The 17671-nt window shown below is 32.8% G+C and carries 13 protein-coding genes; 6 read left to right on the top strand and 7 right to left on the bottom strand.

The features are described from left to right. Window positions 1-54 precede the first annotated feature (54 nt). A complete protein-coding gene (locus OXQ85_RS09485) occupies window positions 55-3249 on the top strand; it encodes an efflux RND transporter permease subunit (RefSeq protein WP_267403944.1) in 3195 nt (1064 codons plus the stop codon). Continuing rightward, window positions 3236-4681, top strand: a complete 1446-nt coding sequence (locus OXQ85_RS09480; protein ID WP_267403943.1) for a TolC family protein — start codon at window positions 3236-3238, stop codon at window positions 4679-4681. Before OXQ85_RS09485 ends, OXQ85_RS09480 begins: the two co-directional genes overlap by 14 nt. 251 nt (window positions 4682-4932) lie before the next feature. On the opposite strand, the gene OXQ85_RS09475 is transcribed toward OXQ85_RS09480, so the two are convergent. The 5 genes from OXQ85_RS09475 to OXQ85_RS09455 all read right to left on the bottom strand — a co-directional run bounded on the left by OXQ85_RS09475 (window position 4933) and on the right by OXQ85_RS09455 (window position 7882). After that, entirely contained in the window at window positions 4933-5784 is an 852-nt protein-coding gene (locus OXQ85_RS09475; RefSeq protein ID WP_267403942.1) for a GLPGLI family protein, read from the bottom strand. Continuing rightward, window positions 5744-6670 carry a hypothetical protein gene (locus OXQ85_RS09470; RefSeq protein WP_267403940.1) on the bottom strand — a complete coding sequence of 309 codons (927 nt, stop codon included), beginning with the start codon at window positions 6668-6670 and terminating at the stop codon, window positions 5744-5746. Before OXQ85_RS09470 ends, OXQ85_RS09475 begins: the two co-directional genes overlap by 41 nt. Continuing rightward, complete coding sequence (locus OXQ85_RS09465; protein WP_267403938.1) at window positions 6667-7182, bottom strand: hypothetical protein; 516 nt, start codon at window positions 7180-7182, stop codon at window positions 6667-6669. Before OXQ85_RS09465 ends, OXQ85_RS09470 begins: the two co-directional genes overlap by 4 nt. Before the next feature lie 56 nt (window positions 7183-7238). Next, window positions 7239-7532, bottom strand: coding sequence for a hypothetical protein (locus tag OXQ85_RS09460; RefSeq protein ID WP_267403936.1), 294 nt, complete (start codon window positions 7530-7532; stop codon window positions 7239-7241). Between the two features lie 92 nt (window positions 7533-7624). Beyond that, entirely contained in the window at window positions 7625-7882 is a 258-nt protein-coding gene (locus OXQ85_RS09455; RefSeq protein WP_267403934.1) for a hypothetical protein, read from the bottom strand. A 285-nt stretch (window positions 7883-8167) separates the two neighbouring features. Here OXQ85_RS09455 and OXQ85_RS20705 point away from each other — a divergent pair, with 285 nt between their 5' ends. The 4 genes from OXQ85_RS20705 (at window position 8168) to OXQ85_RS09435 (ending at window position 13956) form a co-directional block, all read left to right on the top strand. Further along, complete coding sequence (locus tag OXQ85_RS20705; protein ID WP_267403933.1) at window positions 8168-9904, top strand: helix-turn-helix domain-containing protein; 1737 nt, start codon at window positions 8168-8170, stop codon at window positions 9902-9904. Window positions 9905-10051: 147 nt separating this feature from the next. Beyond that, window positions 10052-10798: a hypothetical protein gene (locus OXQ85_RS09445; protein WP_267403932.1), complete on the top strand. Its 747-nt coding sequence runs from the start codon at window positions 10052-10054 to the stop codon at window positions 10796-10798. Window positions 10799-11419: 621 nt separating this feature from the next. Then, a complete protein-coding gene (locus OXQ85_RS09440; protein ID WP_267403930.1) occupies window positions 11420-12952 on the top strand; it encodes a M20/M25/M40 family metallo-hydrolase in 1533 nt (510 codons plus the stop codon). A 299-nt stretch (window positions 12953-13251) separates the two neighbouring features. Then, complete coding sequence (locus tag OXQ85_RS09435; RefSeq protein WP_267403928.1) at window positions 13252-13956, top strand: hypothetical protein; 705 nt, start codon at window positions 13252-13254, stop codon at window positions 13954-13956. 119 nt (window positions 13957-14075) lie between these two features. Here the strand turns inward: OXQ85_RS09435 and OXQ85_RS09430 are convergent, their stop codons facing one another. Both OXQ85_RS09430 and OXQ85_RS09425 read right to left on the bottom strand, forming a co-directional pair. Further along, the gene (locus tag OXQ85_RS09430; RefSeq protein ID WP_267404385.1) at window positions 14076-16544 is read right to left on the bottom strand and encodes an ATP-dependent Clp protease ATP-binding subunit; all 2469 of its coding nucleotides are present in this window, start codon (window positions 16542-16544) and stop codon (window positions 14076-14078) included. Between the two features lie 14 nt (window positions 16545-16558). Then, window positions 16559-17614 (bottom strand): PKD domain-containing protein, encoded by a 1056-nt coding sequence (locus OXQ85_RS09425; RefSeq protein ID WP_267403926.1) that lies wholly within the window; start codon window positions 17612-17614, stop codon window positions 16559-16561. Window positions 17615-17671 lie beyond the last annotated feature (57 nt).

Raw genomic sequence — 17671 nt, 5'->3', positions numbered from 1 at the left:
AAACTGTTCAAATCAGCCATTTATCATTCATCATTAATAATTGATATTATTTTTATGTTTAAGAAATTCATTCGCAGACCTGTTCTGTCTATCGTAATCTCTTTGATTATCGTATTTATGGGAGTTTTATCTTTGGTAAAACTTCCTGTGACGCAGTTCCCGTCTATCTCACCGCCCAAAGTAAACATTACCGCAGAATATCCCGGTGCCAACAACGAATTGTTGATTAAATCCGTGGTTATTCCGTTGGAAAGAGGGTTAAACGGTGTGCCGGGAATGAAATATATGACTTCCGATGCCGGAAATGACGGGGAGGCTTCTATTCAGGTGGTTTTCGACTTGGGAACCGATCCAAATGTAGCAGCTGTAAACGTACAAAACCGTGTTTCTTCGGTGGTTAATAAACTTCCGCCGTTGGTAGTTCGTGAAGGGGTAAAAATTACCCGTGAAGAACCTAATATGTTGATGTACATTAACTTGTATAGTGATGATCCGAAAGCTGACCAGAAATTTCTTTTCAACTACGCAGATATCAACGTAATGTCTGAATTGAGAAGGGTAAGCGGAGTTGGTTTTGCAGATATCCTGGGAACAAGAGAATATGCTATGCGTATTTGGCTAAAACCTGACAGATTAACAGCTTACAGTATTTCAGCAGATGAAGTAATGGAAGCGCTTAATGAGCAGAGTTTGGAAGCATCGCCGGGTAAAACAGGGGAAAGTTCCGGAAAGCGTTCGCAGTCATTTGAATATATTTTGAAATATCCGGGTCGTTTTAATAATGAAAAGGATTACGGGAATATTATTCTTAAAGCTAAACCAGATGGAGAATTTATCAGACTAAAAGACGTTGCCGATGTAGAATTTGGTTCATCCATGTATGATATTTATTCTACTTTGAATGGTAAACCTTCCGCAGCGATCACGGTGAAACAATCGTATGGTTCGAATGCAAGCGACGTTATCAAAAATGTAAAATCTTTGATGGCCGAATTGCAGAAAACTACCTTCCCGAAAGGAATGCATTATGACATCAGTTATGACGTTTCAAGATTCTTGGATGCTTCGATTGAAAAAGTAATTCACACTTTGTTTGAAGCCTTTATTTTGGTGGCGATTGTGGTATTCTTATTCTTGGGCGATTGGCGTTCAACCTTAATTCCAGCCATTGCAGTTCCGGTATCGTTGATTGGTACTTTTGCCGTCATGTCCGCCTTTGGAATTACCTTAAATATGATCTCACTCTTTGCCCTCGTAATGGCAATTGGGGTCGTCGTGGATGATGCGATTGTGGTCATAGAAGCCGTTCACGCCAAGATGGAAGAAAAAGGATTATCTCCATTAAAGGCAACAGAAGAGGCAATGCATGAGATTAGTGGCGCAATTATAGCAATTACATTGGTAATGGCATCCGTATTCATTCCGATTGCATTTATGTCTGGTCCGGTTGGGGTGTTCTATCGTCAGTTCTCGATTACGATGGCTTCGGCGATTATCCTTTCAGGGGTTGTAGCTTTAACGTTAACACCAGCTTTATGTGCTTTAATTTTAAAAAATAACCACGGAAAAGCTAAAAAGAGAACTCCGATTACTATTTTCTTAGATAAATTCAACAATTTATTTACGAAAGGAGCCGGGAAATATGAAAGAATGCTGAACAAAACGGTGAAGAAAAAAACAATTACTTTACCATTATTATTAGCTTTCTGTGCTTGTACGTTCTTTTTAAGCAATTCACTTCCTTCAGGGTTTATTCCCGCGGAAGATCAGGGGATGATTTATGCAATTATTCAGACTCCACCTGGTTCTACATTAGAAAGAACCAACCAGATTGCGAAGGAACTATTGAAAGAATCTGAAGGTATTGATGGGGTACAATCTGTTTCTTCATTGGCAGGTTATGAAATCTTAACGGAAGGTACAGGTTCTAACTCAGGTACTTGTTTGATTAATCTTAAAAGTTGGGATGAACGTAAAGAATCAGCTTCAGAAATCATTGAAAAGCTTGAAGAAAAAGCGAAGAATATTCCCGGAGCAAACATTGAATTTTTCCAACCGCCATCCGTTCCTGGTTATGGAGCAGCGGGAGGTTTTGAGCTTCGTTTGCTGGATAAAGCGGGAAGTGGTGATTATCATAAAATGGAGCAGGTGAGCAATGATTTTGTGAAAGAATTAAATAAAAGGCCGGAATTAGGTTCTGCATTTACTTTCTATTCTGCGAGTTTCCCTCAATATATGTTGAGAATTGATAACGATCTCGCTGAGCAAAAAGGTGTGACCATTGAAAATGCAATGGATAATCTTTCCACATTAATTGGTTCCAACTACGAGACAAGTTTCATCCGCTTCGACAGACCATATAAAGTAATTGTTCAGGCGGGGCCACAATATCGTGCATTGCCAACAGATCTTTTAAAATTATATGTGAAAAATGATAAAGGAGAAATGGTTCCTTATTCAGATTTTATGAGGATGGAAAAAGTATATGGTTTATCAGAAATGACGAGACATAATATGTATAACTCTGCACAGGTGAGTGGTACTCCAGCACCGGGTTATAGCTCCGGACAAGCGATTAAAGCCATTCAGGAAGTAGCGGATAAAACACTTCCGAGAGGCTTCGGTATTGACTGGGCGGGTATCTCTAAAGACGAAGTAAACCGTGGAAATGAAGCCATCTTTATTTTCTTGGTGTGTTTAGGATTTGTTTATCTGATTCTTTCGGCTCAATATGAAAGTTTCATTCTTCCATTACCGGTAATTTTATCGTTGCCGACGGGTATTTTCGGAGCTTTCTTATGTTTAAAATTATTAGGATTAGAAAACAACATTTATGCTCAGGTAGCCATGGTCATGTTGATCGGTCTTTTAGGTAAAAACGCTGTATTGATTGTGGAATTTGCCGTCCAGAAGAAAGCAGAAGAAGGCATTCCGGTGGCTCAGGCAGCGATTGAAGGAGCAGCAATCCGTTTCCGTCCGATTTTGATGACATCATTTGCATTTATCGCAGGTTTGATTCCGTTAGTGATGGCAACCGGACCGGGAGCAATCGGTAACCGAACGATCGGTACAGCAGCAGCAGGGGGGATGTTGATCGGAACTATTTTCGGATTAATGATTATCCCAGGATTGTATTACATCTTCGGAACTATTGCTGAAAAATCGAGATTGGCAAGATATGAAGAGGAAAATCCTTTAACTGAACAAACAGAACCTTATCAACACGATGACAAACATGAAGATTTATAATAAATATATAGCAGCCATCGCCTTATCGCTTGTTTTAGCAAGTTGTAAGGCGCCAATGGCGACCGTAATAAAAGATGAGGTGAAAGAAAATATCCCTCAGAATTTTAACCAGGAAGAGCAACAGGCTGATGCCAATGCCAACAGCGGAATGACACCTTGGAGAGAGTTTTTTACCGATCCGAATTTGGTAGCATTAATTGAAACTGCCCTAAAGAATAATCAGGATTTGATGATTACTTTGCAGGAAATTGAGATTGCCAAAAGTGGAGTAGTAGCTAAAAAAGGAAAGCTAAGTCCTACAGTTTCTGCAGGTGTAGGAGCCGGATTAAGAAAAGCCGGACGATACACAAGCGAAGGTGCAGGTGATGCTTCTACCGAAATGGAACCGGGAAAACCTGTTCCCGATAATTTAGGGAATTTCGAAGGCGGTTTAATGACCAACTGGGAAATTGACATCTGGAAAAAACTGAGAAATGAGAAAGATGCAGCAGTGGCTCATTATCTTTCAACGGTTGAAGGAAAGAATTTTGTTCTTTCAAGCTTAATTGCTGAGGTAGCCGATAATTATTATGAATTATTATCTCTTGATAACCAATTGGATATTATTCAGAAATATATTGAACTTCAGAAAAAAGCTTTAGAAATATCTAAAATTCAGAAAGAAGCGGCTGCTGCTACAGAATTGGCGGTGAAAAAGTTTGAGGCAGAATTGGCAAAATCAAAAGCTTCAGAATATACCATCCGTCAGCAGATCACAGAAAAGGAAAATGAGATTAATGCTTTATTGGGAAGATATCCGCAGCCGATTGTAAGACCAAAAGAAACATTTATGTCTACGATTCCGCAAACGGTGTACACAGGAATTCCTTCTCAATTATTATCAAATCGACCTGATATTAAACAAGCTGAATTAGAATTAAAGGCCGCTAAACTTGATGTGGAAGCAGCTAGAAAAGAATTTTATCCAACATTGGAAATTTCTGCCACATTAGGCTTGGAAGCATTTAAACCTTCTTATTTAGTAAAAATGCCGGAATCTATTGCTTATAATTTGGTAGGAGAATTGGCAGGTCCGCTGATTAATAAAAGTTCCATTAAAGCGAATTTTCAAACGGCAGATGCAAAGCAGATCGAAGCATTGTATGAATATGATAAAACCATTCTTAATGCTTATCTGGATGTAGCGAATTTAATGTCGAAAGTAAAAAACATCGATCAGTATTATCAGTTAAAATCTGATGAAAATAAAGCATTAGACCAATCGATCGATATTGCCAACCAATTGTTCCGGAATTCAAGAGCAGATTATCTGGAAGTTTTAATGAACCAAAGAGATGCTTTGGATGCTAAGATGGAATTGGTGGAAGCAAAAGAAAAACAACTAAGTACAGTTGTTGATATTTATAAAAGTTTAGGAGGAGGCTGGAAGTAGAGGAACTTTTAAATCGTTATTTTTTTTAAAGCGGGGTTCAGATCGTAATGGTCTGAACCCTTTTTTAAAAAAATTAATGTTTAAGAATAAATCTTGATGGTTATTAGTTTTTTATATTGAGAAGTAAAGTGTCTTCTTATCATTCATGTTAACAAAGGTTCAGATGGCTTAAGTCCGAACCCTTGTCCTGACATGAAAATGCTAAATGAGTTTAGCGGTTATTAGTTACTTTATTGAGAAGTGATTGGGTGTTATAAGCAGTTTGTTGTTAATTCAATAGGAGTTTCAAAATTTTTAAGAATTTCCCATTCTTTTTTATTATAAGATTCTTTTACCTCTTTACTATTCACGTCTTTTCCGTTGATAACATATGTTGTTTGTGCGGTATTTAAATTTTCAAAAATTACAGAAGGTTGTTTAATGTACTTTTTCCAGAATACATCCCATTGTTTAGGCGAAATATTCACTGGTTGATCATAAGAAAAATTTCTTTTTTCAATATCATTAACCTCTTTTACCACTCCTTTTATTTCAAAATTATATGTGTTTTCAGAATCTGTTATTTTTAAAATAAGCCCTGGCAGACCGTAAAATTTGTAAGGCCCATCACTAATTGGGATTTCTGTTGTATACCATGCCATCCATTTTCTTCCTCCGAATTCTGTGGTGGCTGCATTTGCCTTATAACCTAAAATTGTTGTTGCTTTGTCTTTTATAAGTTTCCAGTTTTGCTTGCAGGAAGTGTAGTTTGTAGAAAAAATACTTGTAAAAAATTTTTCTTCTACTGTAATATCATTTTGTGAAATATTCTTAATAATTAAAGAACGAAATTTTGCATTTGTATTTCCGTCTCCCAATCTTAATCCCTTTGCTTTGTTGGCGAAATAATCATTCACTGTTTTTGTATGAACCGAATCTCTTCTAAAGTTTTCATACGACTGGAAATATGATTTGCCATTTTCATTAGTAAGTAAAGTGCAAAGCTCTTCGTGATGAGAGCCATCGCCTTTATTATTCCATTTCATCTCATAAAATACCTTGTAAGACTGAGAGAATATAAAATTACTGATGAGAAATGTTAGCAGGAAGTAAAGTTTGGTCATAAGATTTATCCTTTTCATAATAGTTAAAGTAGTAAGATGTTAAATTCCATATAATCATTATCGCTGAAAAAAAGAAGAGATTAAAGCTGATAATGATGCCTATATGCATTAATATTGTTAAAGTAAGCCACAATTTTCTCGTTTTATTGATATTGATGAAAACAGGATATAGAATTTCTATAATAATGATCATCCATCCTCCTGCAATATAAAAATATTTAAAGTTTTCATTAAAAATAGAAGGTAAGTGTATGAAATGTGTGAAATTTGGTAGATTTAATGATTTCCATACAGATTCGCCATTCCACCAATTAAAGCCCAAAATTTTATCAAATCCTGAAAAAAAATAAGCAATTGAAATATGTAGCTGGATAATTCTTTTGCTAATATTTAAAGATTGTATAGGAAAATTAACAATTGTGTTGGGAAAATATTTTTTCTGAATAGAAAAATAACTGCTGGTAGGAAATAATAAAATATAGAATAAAGACATGCTGGAAAAGAAGTCAGCGCCATAAAAAAATAATGCTGCGGTTTTTACAAAAGATATTTGTAGAAGCAACAAGATAAGCGCTGAAATCCTACTGAAGATACCTAAAATTATAAATATTGTAAATGTGATATAAGTGCATTTGAAAATAATACCTGGATTGTTTGAATAATTTAAAAGAAAAGATTCTATCCTACTGTATGATAGTACATCATAGCTGTAGAAAACGCGGTGTATTTCCACAGGTATAATGCTGTTTCTTCCATACAATAAGTCAAAATCATTCCACATAGAAAGAAAATGAATCAATAAAATAGAGCCAATGCTTATCCTGAAAAAAACAAGAAAACTTGGGGTAAAAGTTTTATTAAAATATGTATTTAAAAAGTTTTTCATTTTACACTATCAATTTTTATTAATCTTGTTCCTTTCTTACTTTCATCCAACGTTGGTTGATCATATAAATAAGCGTAAGTAACTATATTTTCACCATGTTTTTTTTTGATATTCTTATGCACCTGCTTTAATAAAATATGATTTACTTTTAATTCAGGCATATTTTTATCTTTAGCAGTAATATTCTTCATATAAACATCATTAATATTGGCAAACCTTAATTTTCCTTCTTTTGTGGTTAATAATTCTGTTGAAATGTAAGAGTTACCACTGTTTTTGTCTTCAGAAATAATAATAAAGTTACTTGCTACATTAGGTGCAAAAAAACCATATCCGGTATCAAAACCTGCATAAGAAGAAATAAATTTCTCATATTTTAATCCGTTTGTCGTTATCGGTTTTTCGTATTTATAAAAATCACAAAAAGAGTCGGTAGTGGTTGTTATTCCGGTAATAATAACTTTTATGATAATTACGGAAAGGATGATATATTCAATATATGTATTTTTCATAAGACCGTTATTGGGGGAATAACAGGATGCTCATTTGAGCATCCTGTATAAGTATTTTATTGGTACTTGTTAATGATTTTGTTGATGTCTGTAAGCACCGGTGTAGTTGGCTCATCAGGGAAAGTTCTGTTTTTAGTTGTACAAGTACTTTGCTCTGATTGGTAATCGCAATAGCTCCATCCTACTAAAGTTTTACTTAAAAACTCTAAATCTGCTTTAGAAATTTTTTCAGTATTTTTTACTGTAACAACATTACCATTTACTTCAATGATATCTGTGTTTTTTGTGTCAGCGAAAGACATTAGGGTAAGTCCGATTACACCTGCGGCTAGTAAAACTGTTTTTTTCATGTTAATTAAATTTTGAAATTGATTATTATTTTCACGATTATTTATATGTCATTTTCTTTGCATTGCGCACTACAAAATAAATGACGGATAAATTATTTTTTTATCCTCCAGTGTGTTCCGTTTTTTACAGGAGGGTCTTCTACTTCATCTTTATCCTCGGCCTTATTTATAGAATCTTTCATATAAGATTCACTATTTTCTTTTTTAAGCTCAGAATTTTTATTAATATCAGAGGTTCTGTTAATAATTGTCTCTTCTGATGGTGTTAGTTCAGTTTCGTCATCCTGTCTGCATGATAATACGGTAGCAGATAAAATGATTATGGATAATAAAGAGATAATCTTTTTCATATTATTTTTCTGAATTAAAGGTTACCCCTGGCCAGGTTTTGTTTTTGATTTCTGATTCCGAATTTATAGGCTAAATGTCATAAAAAAAAGAACTTATGGTCTGTATTCAGAAATTAAGACGTCTTAATTCCAGAATTAAGACATGTTTAAGGTGTTGATAATTAGTTGATTATGTTTTTTATCAAACAATAATTAAATATCATTAATAATTCTATCTTGTTTGATTAATATTCCTGAATTTTACGTACTTTTGAGTTAAATGTTTCCCTAATTTTGTATAAACAGGTGATTAAAAAACTATTTTTAATAATATTTATAATAATTTTTAAACTTTCTTTTGGTCAGAAAGAAGTCTATAGCGAATATTATAAACTCAGAAAAAATTATGAAAAGATTGAAGAGGGAAACTCTAAAGCATTACCTTATATAAAAAATTATATAAATAAGGCAAAAGCAGAAAAAAACTACGAAAAATTAGTTCAGGGCTACAAAGACGGTATATTTTATTCTAATACGAAAGAAGAAAAGTTAAAATATGCAGATAGTATGATTACTGCTGCCAAATTATCTCAGAATAGAGACCTTATAAGTGCTGCCTACATAGATAAAGGCGTTATTTTTTACTATAATTATAAAAAATTTCAGCCTGCGCTTAATGAATATCTAAAAGCTTTTGAATACTCTAAAAACAGCGACAATAATTTCCTGAAATATCAAAACTTATATCACATCGGTGTTGTAAAAAGCTATCTTGGTTATTACGATGAAGCCTCTAAAATCTTCAAAAACTGTATAGATTATTACAATTTGCAGATACAGTCGCCGTTACATCCTAATGAAATTTACAACAACAAAAAAGGATATCTCAATAGCCTGCATCAGTTAATTATTTGCTATCGTAATTTAAATAACCTTCCCAAGGCAGATCCATTAATAGAGAAGGGGCTTACAGAAGTTTCCAACAATCCAGATTATGCACAGGAAAAAGGATATTTTCTTCTCAACAAAGGTATTTTAGAGTATAAAAAAGATCTTTATCAGGATGCTATTTATAATTTAAATCAATCCTTACTTCCAATTCAGAAAAGCGGAGATTTTGCGTGGCTCTCAGTCGATTATTTTTATATTGGCAAAACATTAATGGGCTTAAAAAATAATAATGAAGCCATTTCTAATTTTAAAAGAGTAGATTCCATTTTCCAAAAAAATCACTTCATTCTTCCGGAACTTAGGGAAAATTATGAATTTCTGATAAACCATTATAAAAAAGAAAAAGACCCTGCAAAACAGCTCTACTACACAAGTCAGCTTTTAAAGGCAGACAGCATTATTTCTAAAGATTTTATTTATCTTTCGCCAAAAATCCATAAAGAATATGACACAAAAACACTTTTAGACGAGAAAAATAAACTTCAGAAAAAAAACTCTTGGGGAACATTCATCATTGTTACTCTAATTTTCTTTGTTATTGCTCTTACATTGCTTTTGGTTTTACGTTACAGAAAAGAAAAAAATATTCAACAGAGGTACAATGCTTTAGAAGAAAAGCTACGTGATCATCAAACAGAAATCAGACAAATAAAAGTTTCCGAAAAAAATACCACAGAAGAAAAGAAAACTTCTTTAGATGAAGCTATTGTCGAAGATTTGCTTAAAAAACTCAAAACATTTGAGGATAAAAACGGATTTACCCAAAAAGGACTTACAATTAATAAATTAGCCAGTCAATTAGGCACCAATTCCAAATATCTGTCACAGGTAATTAATGATTGTAAAGGTTCTAATTTCAATAAATACCTCAGTGAATTAAGAATCAATTATATCACAAAACTTCTTTTTGAAAACAAAGAATATCTGAAATACAATATAGAAACATTAGCAAAAGAATGCGGTATTGCTTCAAGACAAAACTTTTCAGATCTTTTCACAGAGATTAATAATATTCGCCCTACAGATTTTATTAGAAAAAGAAAACAGGAATTAGAAAATAAAGGAGATTTTACAAAGCTGAATCCAATATAATTTTAATAAATCGATTAATAATTTACTTTCAATTGTTTAAAAGTTGTAATTAGATTATAACTATTTGATAATTAAATTATTAAAATTCGTTTTCCTGAAATTATTAAAACAAAAAATTATATTTGTGTTATAATAAACAACATAAATATGAAAAGCACTAAAAACTCCGTTAGCGAAACGGGTCATGCAAAAAACATTGCAAACTTTCAGGATATTATTTCGTTTTGTAGAGGATATGGCGATAAATACAATCCCATAAAAGAAGAATTAAAAATTGTAAACCTCGAAATTCTTTATCAAAATGCTATCCAAAAATATGCAGATACGCAAAACAAAAAAACTACCTTTTCTAATGCCACAAGCCAAAGAGCAAACGAATTTAAAAACTTGGGAATTTTAGCTACAAAAATCATCAATTCATTAGCTGTTTCAGAAACCAATCCTTTAATGTTGAAAGATGCAAAATCCTACAACAAAAAACTTCAGGGTATTACCAAATCAAAAACAGAAATATCAGAATCTAAAGAGGAAGAAGAACTACCTACAAAAACTATTTCTACTTCTCAATTGAGTTATGATAGTAAGATAAATCATTTCTCAAATCTTTTACAAGTACTGAAAGAAAGTGTAGCTTATAGTCCTAATGAAGAAGATTTAAAAGTGATTACTTTACAAAACAAACTGTTTAGCTTACAGCAGAAAAACACATTTCTTATTCATTCCTACACAGATTATTCTAATGCGAGAATAGAAAGAGATAAAGTGCTTTATGATCCACTTTTAGGGCTCTGTCAGATATCCAAAGAAATAAAGCAATATATTAAATCCGTATTTGGTGCCACAAGCCCTCAGTATAAACAAATTTCAAAAATATTATTCACAAAAAGAAAATAGAGATTTATTATTATCATTCATTTATAAAAAACTCTTGTCATGATTTAATATGATCAAAGAAGAGTTTTTTATTTTATAATTCATTTAAATAAACTCATTTTAAATGATAGCCCACAATATTTGTCATTCAGTAAGAATCTAAATAGAATATTAAAAAATAGAATGATAAAATATATAATTGTTATCAATAAAAAATTATTTATCTATTTTAAAATTAAATGTTTAGACCAGTAATTTCTCAAAATTTTATCATGTTATAAAATTTCAAAAACTAAATATAAATCTACCACAGTAAAAATTAAAATACTTATCGTAGCGTATAAAACAATCAATGTAAATTATAAAATGAATACCGAATAAAGTAAAATAGAAAAAGTAAAAAATAAACTAGTAAACCTACAACATATAATTACCAATGTAAAAGTTAAAACTATCATCGTTATTTATAAACTAAGCATTGTAAAAATTAAAATAGTCTATGTAAAAGTTAAACTAAACGATGTTACTGATAAACTTACTACCGTAAAAACTAAACTAAGTCTTCTAAAGATTAGTACACGAAACCCAAATTTCTTCTATATATTTGTCATAAACCCAATCAGTATCACAAATACTATTATTATGAAAAAGATTTTATTTATTCTCGCAGGTATAATTATTCTTCTCATCATATTTTTACTGATAAGAACCTTCACTTATCCATTTAAAAAAGTAAATACTGAAAATTCAGGAGGATATAAATTTATCAGAAACGATGATGCTATTCAAAGATTAGCAGAAGGTATAAAAATTCCCACTGTTTCTACAGGTGAACTGGGAGAGTTTGATTATTCTACTTTCGATCAATTTAAAGATTATCTTAAAACAACATATCCTCTTGTTTATCAAAATACGGAAGTCGTAGAAATTAATACCTATGGATTAATTTTTAAACTAAAAGGAAGTGAGCCTGCACTACAACCTATTTTATTTTTATCTCATATGGATGTTGTTCCTTCGGGAGACGCAGATGTTATAAATAATGACCAAAATGTTTTTAGACCAGACGATAAAGCATTACCTGCTGTAACAAAAGTTGCTGAAAATTGGGATTTTTCTCCATTTTCAGGCGCGGTTGCTAATGGAAGAATCTACGGTCGCGGAACGATAGACATGAAAGGCATGTTTTTCTCGCTATTAGAGTCTTTTAACAATCTTATTCAATCTAAACATGTCCCCAAAGGAGATATTTATCTCGCATTCGGATTTGATGAAGAGGTAGGCGGACAAAAAGGAGCCCTGCAAATTGCAAAACATTTCAAAGAAAAAGGATTGATTTTCGACGCTGTTTATGACGAAGGCGGTTTAGTATTAGAAAAAGGTAGCGTAAAAGGAATAGATTCTGATGTTGCCGTTATAGGTTGCGCCGAAAAAGGATTTCTTTCCGCAAGAATAAAAGTAAAAGGTCTGGGTGGGCATTCTTCGATGCCCCCAATGGAAAGTGCTATTGGCAAAGCAGCAATCATTATGCAAAGACTTGAAGATCATCAGATGAAACCCGTAATTACTCCGCTTATTCATGACTTTTTTGATAACATTGGTGCATCTATGCCGTTTGCAAACAGATTAGCAATCGCCAATCAATGGTTGCTTAAGCCTGTCTTATTATCACAACTCACCAAAAACAATTCTACAAACGCATTAGTAAGAACAACAACGGCACTTACTATGATGAAAGGCAGCGATGGTCCAAATGTACTCTCTCCCGAAGTAGAATTCTTGGTCAATTTCAGATTAATTCCCGGCAATAGCATAAAAGAAGTCAAAGACCATATAGCAAAAGCGTGCGAAGGTTTTGATGTTGAGGTTGAAGAAATAGACAACACCCGCGAAGCCTCTTTAGTTTCTCCTTCCGATACAAATTCTTTCCATATTATGGAAAAGGCCATCAAAGAGATTTATCCTTCGGCCATCGTTACTCCATATCTCACCATTGCAGCTACAGATGCCTACAAATATCAAATTGTGAGTAAGAATATTTATAGATTTATGCCGATTAAAATCAATGATGCAGAGAAACAAAGTATTCACAGCACTAACGAATATATTAGCATTGAAAACTATATGAAAATGATTCACTATTTTGAATATATCATGAAAAATTATGATAAATAGTAAGAGAAGATTTTGAAATTTCTTAATTCCGACTTCGGAGTTAAAAGCGTAAAGAAAATAAACTTTGTGAGCGTAAAAAAAATTCTAGTGTTTGAAGCGCGAGAAAAAACTTGAATCGAAGAACTAATCATCAATTCGCGCAAGTTTTAGAATTTTTAGAGAACAAGATTTATTTTTAGCTTTTAAATCCAGGTCTTGAATTTTTGTTTCTTTTGTTTCGAGACAAAAGAAAATAATTTAAACACGTCAAGTTTTGTCGCATCTCCCAATTAGCTTTGTCATATTAAAACATCAAAGCTATGGAATTACCATTTTATATTAGTTTCAGGAAATTTGAAAAAGACTATTATGATAATCTTGAAAAGTGGTTTGAACATTACGATAACGCCAGTGAAATCGACTTCCTGAAAAATCAGGCAGAGATGTACCGACGTTATCTTTGCTATAACTTTTCAGAAAATAAGCTGCAGACCGATGCGGTGATCAAGGTTAAAAATTGTTTTTTTCCTTACTTCGATAATTTTGGAATCTCCTTTTGTGTAGATTATGAAAACGGAAAGCAAACCAAAGCGCTAAAGCCAGGTATCAATAATATTTCAGAATTGAAAACCATCACTATGATGGAATATGCACAGCATGTTTTAGATAAGATTAACGCCTATTTTCAGAAAAAAGGTTTAGATAAATCAAAAGAAAATGTGCAGGATTATATCAATCACTATGAAATTATTACGACAAAAGAACAAACAGGATATTGTTTAAACTATGACGAACATCAAAAGACAATTCCTTTCCTGAAAGCCTTTTTACCTTGTTATGGCTGTACGGTAGATATATCTTTATATAGAAACTTTCATTTTTCTGTGGTAAAGATTGCAGATTTCATCGATCAAAAGTTGAAAGCTGTTCATGCCTTTGAAAACAGCACATTCAGTACTTTAAAATCTGAAGCAAAAATTAAATTACACATGAAAAATCATAGCTTTTTAACCATTTGTAACTAAACTAATACACCATACATTCATATAGCTATATTATATTGTTTGAAAATTTTGTTAGCTTATCTTTCAAACAATAATCCCAGCCTTTGTGGCTGGGATTTTTTACCTAAAATTAATTGACATTATTGCTTCGTCCAGACTAATTCATCATCTTTCAGATCAACAAAAATTTTATCTCCTTCATTAAAGTCTCCCGAAACAATTTTTTTAGCAAGAGGTCTTCTTAATCTGCCTCTTATAACGCCTTTCAGTGGTCTGGCGCCGTATTTTATATCATATCCTTCTACGGATAAAAATTCTTTAGCTTTTTGGCTGATTTCAAGATCAATGTTTACATTTTTAACTAAATCAAGCAATTCTTTTTTCAAGTGAATTTCAAATATTTTTAGCGCATTATCTTTACTTATTGGTGCAAATGGTATGGTTTCCGTTAATCTTCCTAAAAATTCAGGTCTGAAAAATCGGCTCATCATTTCCAATAGTTTCGATGATTGCGGAATTTCACCATTGCCAAAAGATTCAACAATAAATTCCGAACCAATATTGGAAGTGAAAAGAATGATAGCGTTTGAAAAATCGCCTTCTTTTCCTAATCTGTCGTGCAATTTTCCTTCATCCATAATCTGAAGAAAGACATCAAAAACGGAAGCATGAGCTTTTTCAATTTCATCAAATAAAACAATAGAGTAGGGCTTTTGCCTGATTTTATTTACCAACAATCCACCTTCTTCATACCCCACATATCCCGGAGGAGCACCATACAAAAGCGCCGCAGAATGTTCTTCTTTAAACTCAGACATATCAAATCTGATAATGGCATTTTCGTCCTGAAATAAAAACTCAGCCAATGATTTTGCCAGCTCTGTTTTTCCGGTTCCGGTGGGACCTAAAAAGAAAAATGAACCAATGGGTTGTCCGGCTTTACTCAACCCGGATCGCGTTTCTAAAACGGCTTCAGACACAATTTTTATCGCATGATCTTGCCCTACAACACGACGGCTCAAAATATCTTCCATTTCATTAAGTCGTTGTTTTTCCTCTTCTTTCAACTTTCCAATAGGGATATTTGTTTTTTGGGAAATAATTAAGGCTAAATCAAGATCTGTGATATGTGTTCTTTTATCCTGAGCTATTTTTTCTGTTTTTTCAATTAAATTTCTCGAAAAAGTTAAAAGTTTTTCGGTATTTTCAAAGTCAGAAATTTCTTTTTCTTCAGCTTCTTCGGAAGTACTGATAAGATATTTTGTTTTTTCAACTAAATCTTTCAGTAACCATTCTGCCTGCATTTTTCTATTTTCTGGAGAAAGATTATTGACATTATCTTCTAGGTGAATAATTTTCGTTAAAAGATGATTTTTCTCCTTAATGAAAGATTCACCTGCAGTTTTTACGACAGCCATTGTATGATCTATCAAATCGATAGCAGAAGCAGGCAAACTTTTCTCCTTCATATAACGCTGAGAAAGGCGAATAGCCTCTTTTATAGCCTGATCATGAATGTTTATTTTATGATGATTTTGATAGTCAACCAGAGTTTGTTTAAGCATTCTAAAATGAATTTCATCTGTAGATTCTTCCATTTTTATCAATTCAAACATACTTGCAAAACCTTGTTCTTTCTCAATTTTTTTGCTGTATTCTTCGATCGTTGTTGTTGAAATGACGGTTAAGCCGTTTGCGAGTTCACTTTTCAAAAGATTGGTAACTCCAGAATCTGAATTTTGACTTCCTAAAAGAGATGAAATTTCTTCTATAATTAATAAAGATTTGGGAATAGATTTCAGTTCCTGAGCAATATTTTTTATTCGGTCTTCAATTTCGCCTTTATAAGAAGCACCTGCGATTAAAGCTCCCATATTTAGTTCAAAAATTTCTAATCCTAAAAGCTCATCCGGAATTTGTTTTAATAGTATTTTTTGAACAAAACCTTCTATTAAAGCTGTTTTACCAATACCGTGTTCACCAATGATTAAAACATTTTGCTTACTGTATCGAGACAATATTTCGGTTATTTTATTAATTTCAACATCGCGTCCTACTAATAGTTCTTTTTTGTTTTTCTTTTTTACTTCTTCGTTTTTATTAATACAATATTTTTGAATAAATCCCTTGTTAGTCTTCGGTTGAAACGTTGTATTTGCTGAACTAATATTATTTGAAGGATTAGAAACATCTTTTAATAGATCATTTCTTGTCACGGGAAAAGTTTTCATCTGATCAAACGAAAATGCGACTCCGGGAGAGCTTATCGCCACCATTAATGTGAAAAGTGTAATATTTTCCAACCCTAAAATTTCTCGCACAGAATCTGCTTCTGCGAAAATTTCATCAATGATTTCATCTGGTTCGCAAGAGAAAGTATTGGGAGATTTTGGTGAGTCATCAATTCGAACTTCAGCCCATTCTTCGAGATAAAAAACATCGATTCCTAAGTTTTCCAATTGTTTTAAAAGAGACAGATCTCTATTGAGCATTGCTTTTAAAAGATGGGCTCCCGTAAAAGTGGAGTTAAGATTTTGCCTGCCCAGTTTTTGGGCAATTTCAAGAGCTTTTGTGACTTCTTGATTATAAATAATTTCCTGTTGATTCATCATTTTGGTGTGTTTTATTCTTTAACCCAGATCATTAGTTTTTTTACTTTGTATTGAACGTTGATATTCTGTATACAGTTTTTCTTATCCTTATTAATTCTAATAGCCGTAATTTTTATCTTTTTGCCTGCAATAGATTGGCAGAACTGATCAAACGGAATTAGTTTTTTATCATTGGCAACCACCGGAATATCAAATTTTCCGCATACATAATCTTTAAAATCATCTTTTGTTTTTGCTTCTGCAGCCACCTGATTCAGAAGTAATTTAAACTGTTCGTTCGAAATTTCAGGTGCTTTTTTCTCGGCAATCACAGAATCTGTTTTCGAAACCGATTTAGGAGAAACCGGAATATATTGCATCATATCTACCAACGGGTCTTTCTGTGCACTGCCCATTGGGAGCGAGAAAGCGGTATGCGGTTTTTCAAATTCGTAAGATTTAATATCAATTTTTTGTTTAGCAGTAATGGTTTTCGGGGCTACATAAATGGTTTTTACAGCCGTATGTTCTACATCACCATTCACGATAAGGGTAATTTTTTTATCACCAACAGATTTAAAAACATATGAAGGGCTTTTTCCTAAAGCATCGGTTCTTGTAGTTTCGCCAAAGCTCCATTCCCAAGATTCGCCGCCTTCTTTTTCTGCATTAAAAGAAATGGTTTCTCCTACGGTAACAACATTCGGGCTGATAATCGTCGGAAGATAACCAACTTGCTGACTTATACTGGAAATCGTGATCATTTTTTCATGAACACAGTTTCCGTTGATTTTAAGTTTTACTAAATATTCGCCAGGCTTTTTATACGTGTGCATCGTTCTCTGACGTACATCTATAGCTGTGCTGTCGCCAAAATCCCATTGCCAAGATTTAGCACCCGGAGTATTATCATAATATTCCACCACATTATTGATCATGTAATCGTCGGAATGAACTACAAAATTGGCGTTCTCGCAATCGACATGGCGGGTAAATTGGTATAAAAGGAAAAGTAAACTGATTAATAAAATGACTCCTAAGCTTACTAAAACTTTGTTGTCCACTAGGTTTGAGGTAGTTTTTTTCATTGTGCTTTTTGTGAATTTACAAATATAAATAAAAATATTTCAACAAAAAGTGATTGA

It is taken from the genome of Chryseobacterium sp. GM_Chr_2, from assembly GCF_026540445.1.
In the GTDB taxonomy this organism is placed as follows: Bacteria; Bacteroidota; Bacteroidia; order Flavobacteriales; family Weeksellaceae; genus Chryseobacterium.
Note: the sequence above shows the minus strand (reverse complement) of the source record. Positions and strands in the feature narration are given on the sequence as shown.

Excerpts from the sequence above, each read along its gene's own strand:
- OXQ85_RS09425 (WP_267403926.1), bottom strand. The coding sequence starts at position 17,614 with ATGAAAAAAACTACCTCAAACCTAGTGGACAACAAAGTTTTAGTAAGC.
- OXQ85_RS09455 (WP_267403934.1), bottom strand. The coding sequence starts at position 7,882 with ATGAAAAAGATTATCTCTTTATTATCCATAATCATTTTATCTGCTACC.
- OXQ85_RS09480 (WP_267403943.1), top strand. The coding sequence starts at position 3,236 with ATGAAGATTTATAATAAATATATAGCAGCCATCGCCTTATCGCTTGTT.
- OXQ85_RS09445 (WP_267403932.1), top strand. The coding sequence starts at position 10,052 with ATGAAAAGCACTAAAAACTCCGTTAGCGAAACGGGTCATGCAAAAAAC.
- OXQ85_RS09475 (WP_267403942.1), bottom strand. The coding sequence starts at position 5,784 with ATGACCAAACTTTACTTCCTGCTAACATTTCTCATCAGTAATTTTATA.
- OXQ85_RS09440 (WP_267403930.1), top strand. The coding sequence starts at position 11,420 with ATGAAAAAGATTTTATTTATTCTCGCAGGTATAATTATTCTTCTCATC.
- OXQ85_RS09435 (WP_267403928.1), top strand. The coding sequence starts at position 13,252 with ATGGAATTACCATTTTATATTAGTTTCAGGAAATTTGAAAAAGACTAT.
- OXQ85_RS09485 (WP_267403944.1), top strand. The coding sequence starts at position 55 with ATGTTTAAGAAATTCATTCGCAGACCTGTTCTGTCTATCGTAATCTCT.
- OXQ85_RS09465 (WP_267403938.1), bottom strand. The coding sequence starts at position 7,182 with ATGAAAAATACATATATTGAATATATCATCCTTTCCGTAATTATCATA.
- OXQ85_RS09460 (WP_267403936.1), bottom strand. The coding sequence starts at position 7,532 with ATGAAAAAAACAGTTTTACTAGCCGCAGGTGTAATCGGACTTACCCTA.
- OXQ85_RS09470 (WP_267403940.1), bottom strand. The coding sequence starts at position 6,670 with ATGAAAAACTTTTTAAATACATATTTTAATAAAACTTTTACCCCAAGT.
- OXQ85_RS09430 (WP_267404385.1), bottom strand. The coding sequence starts at position 16,544 with ATGAATCAACAGGAAATTATTTATAATCAAGAAGTCACAAAAGCTCTT.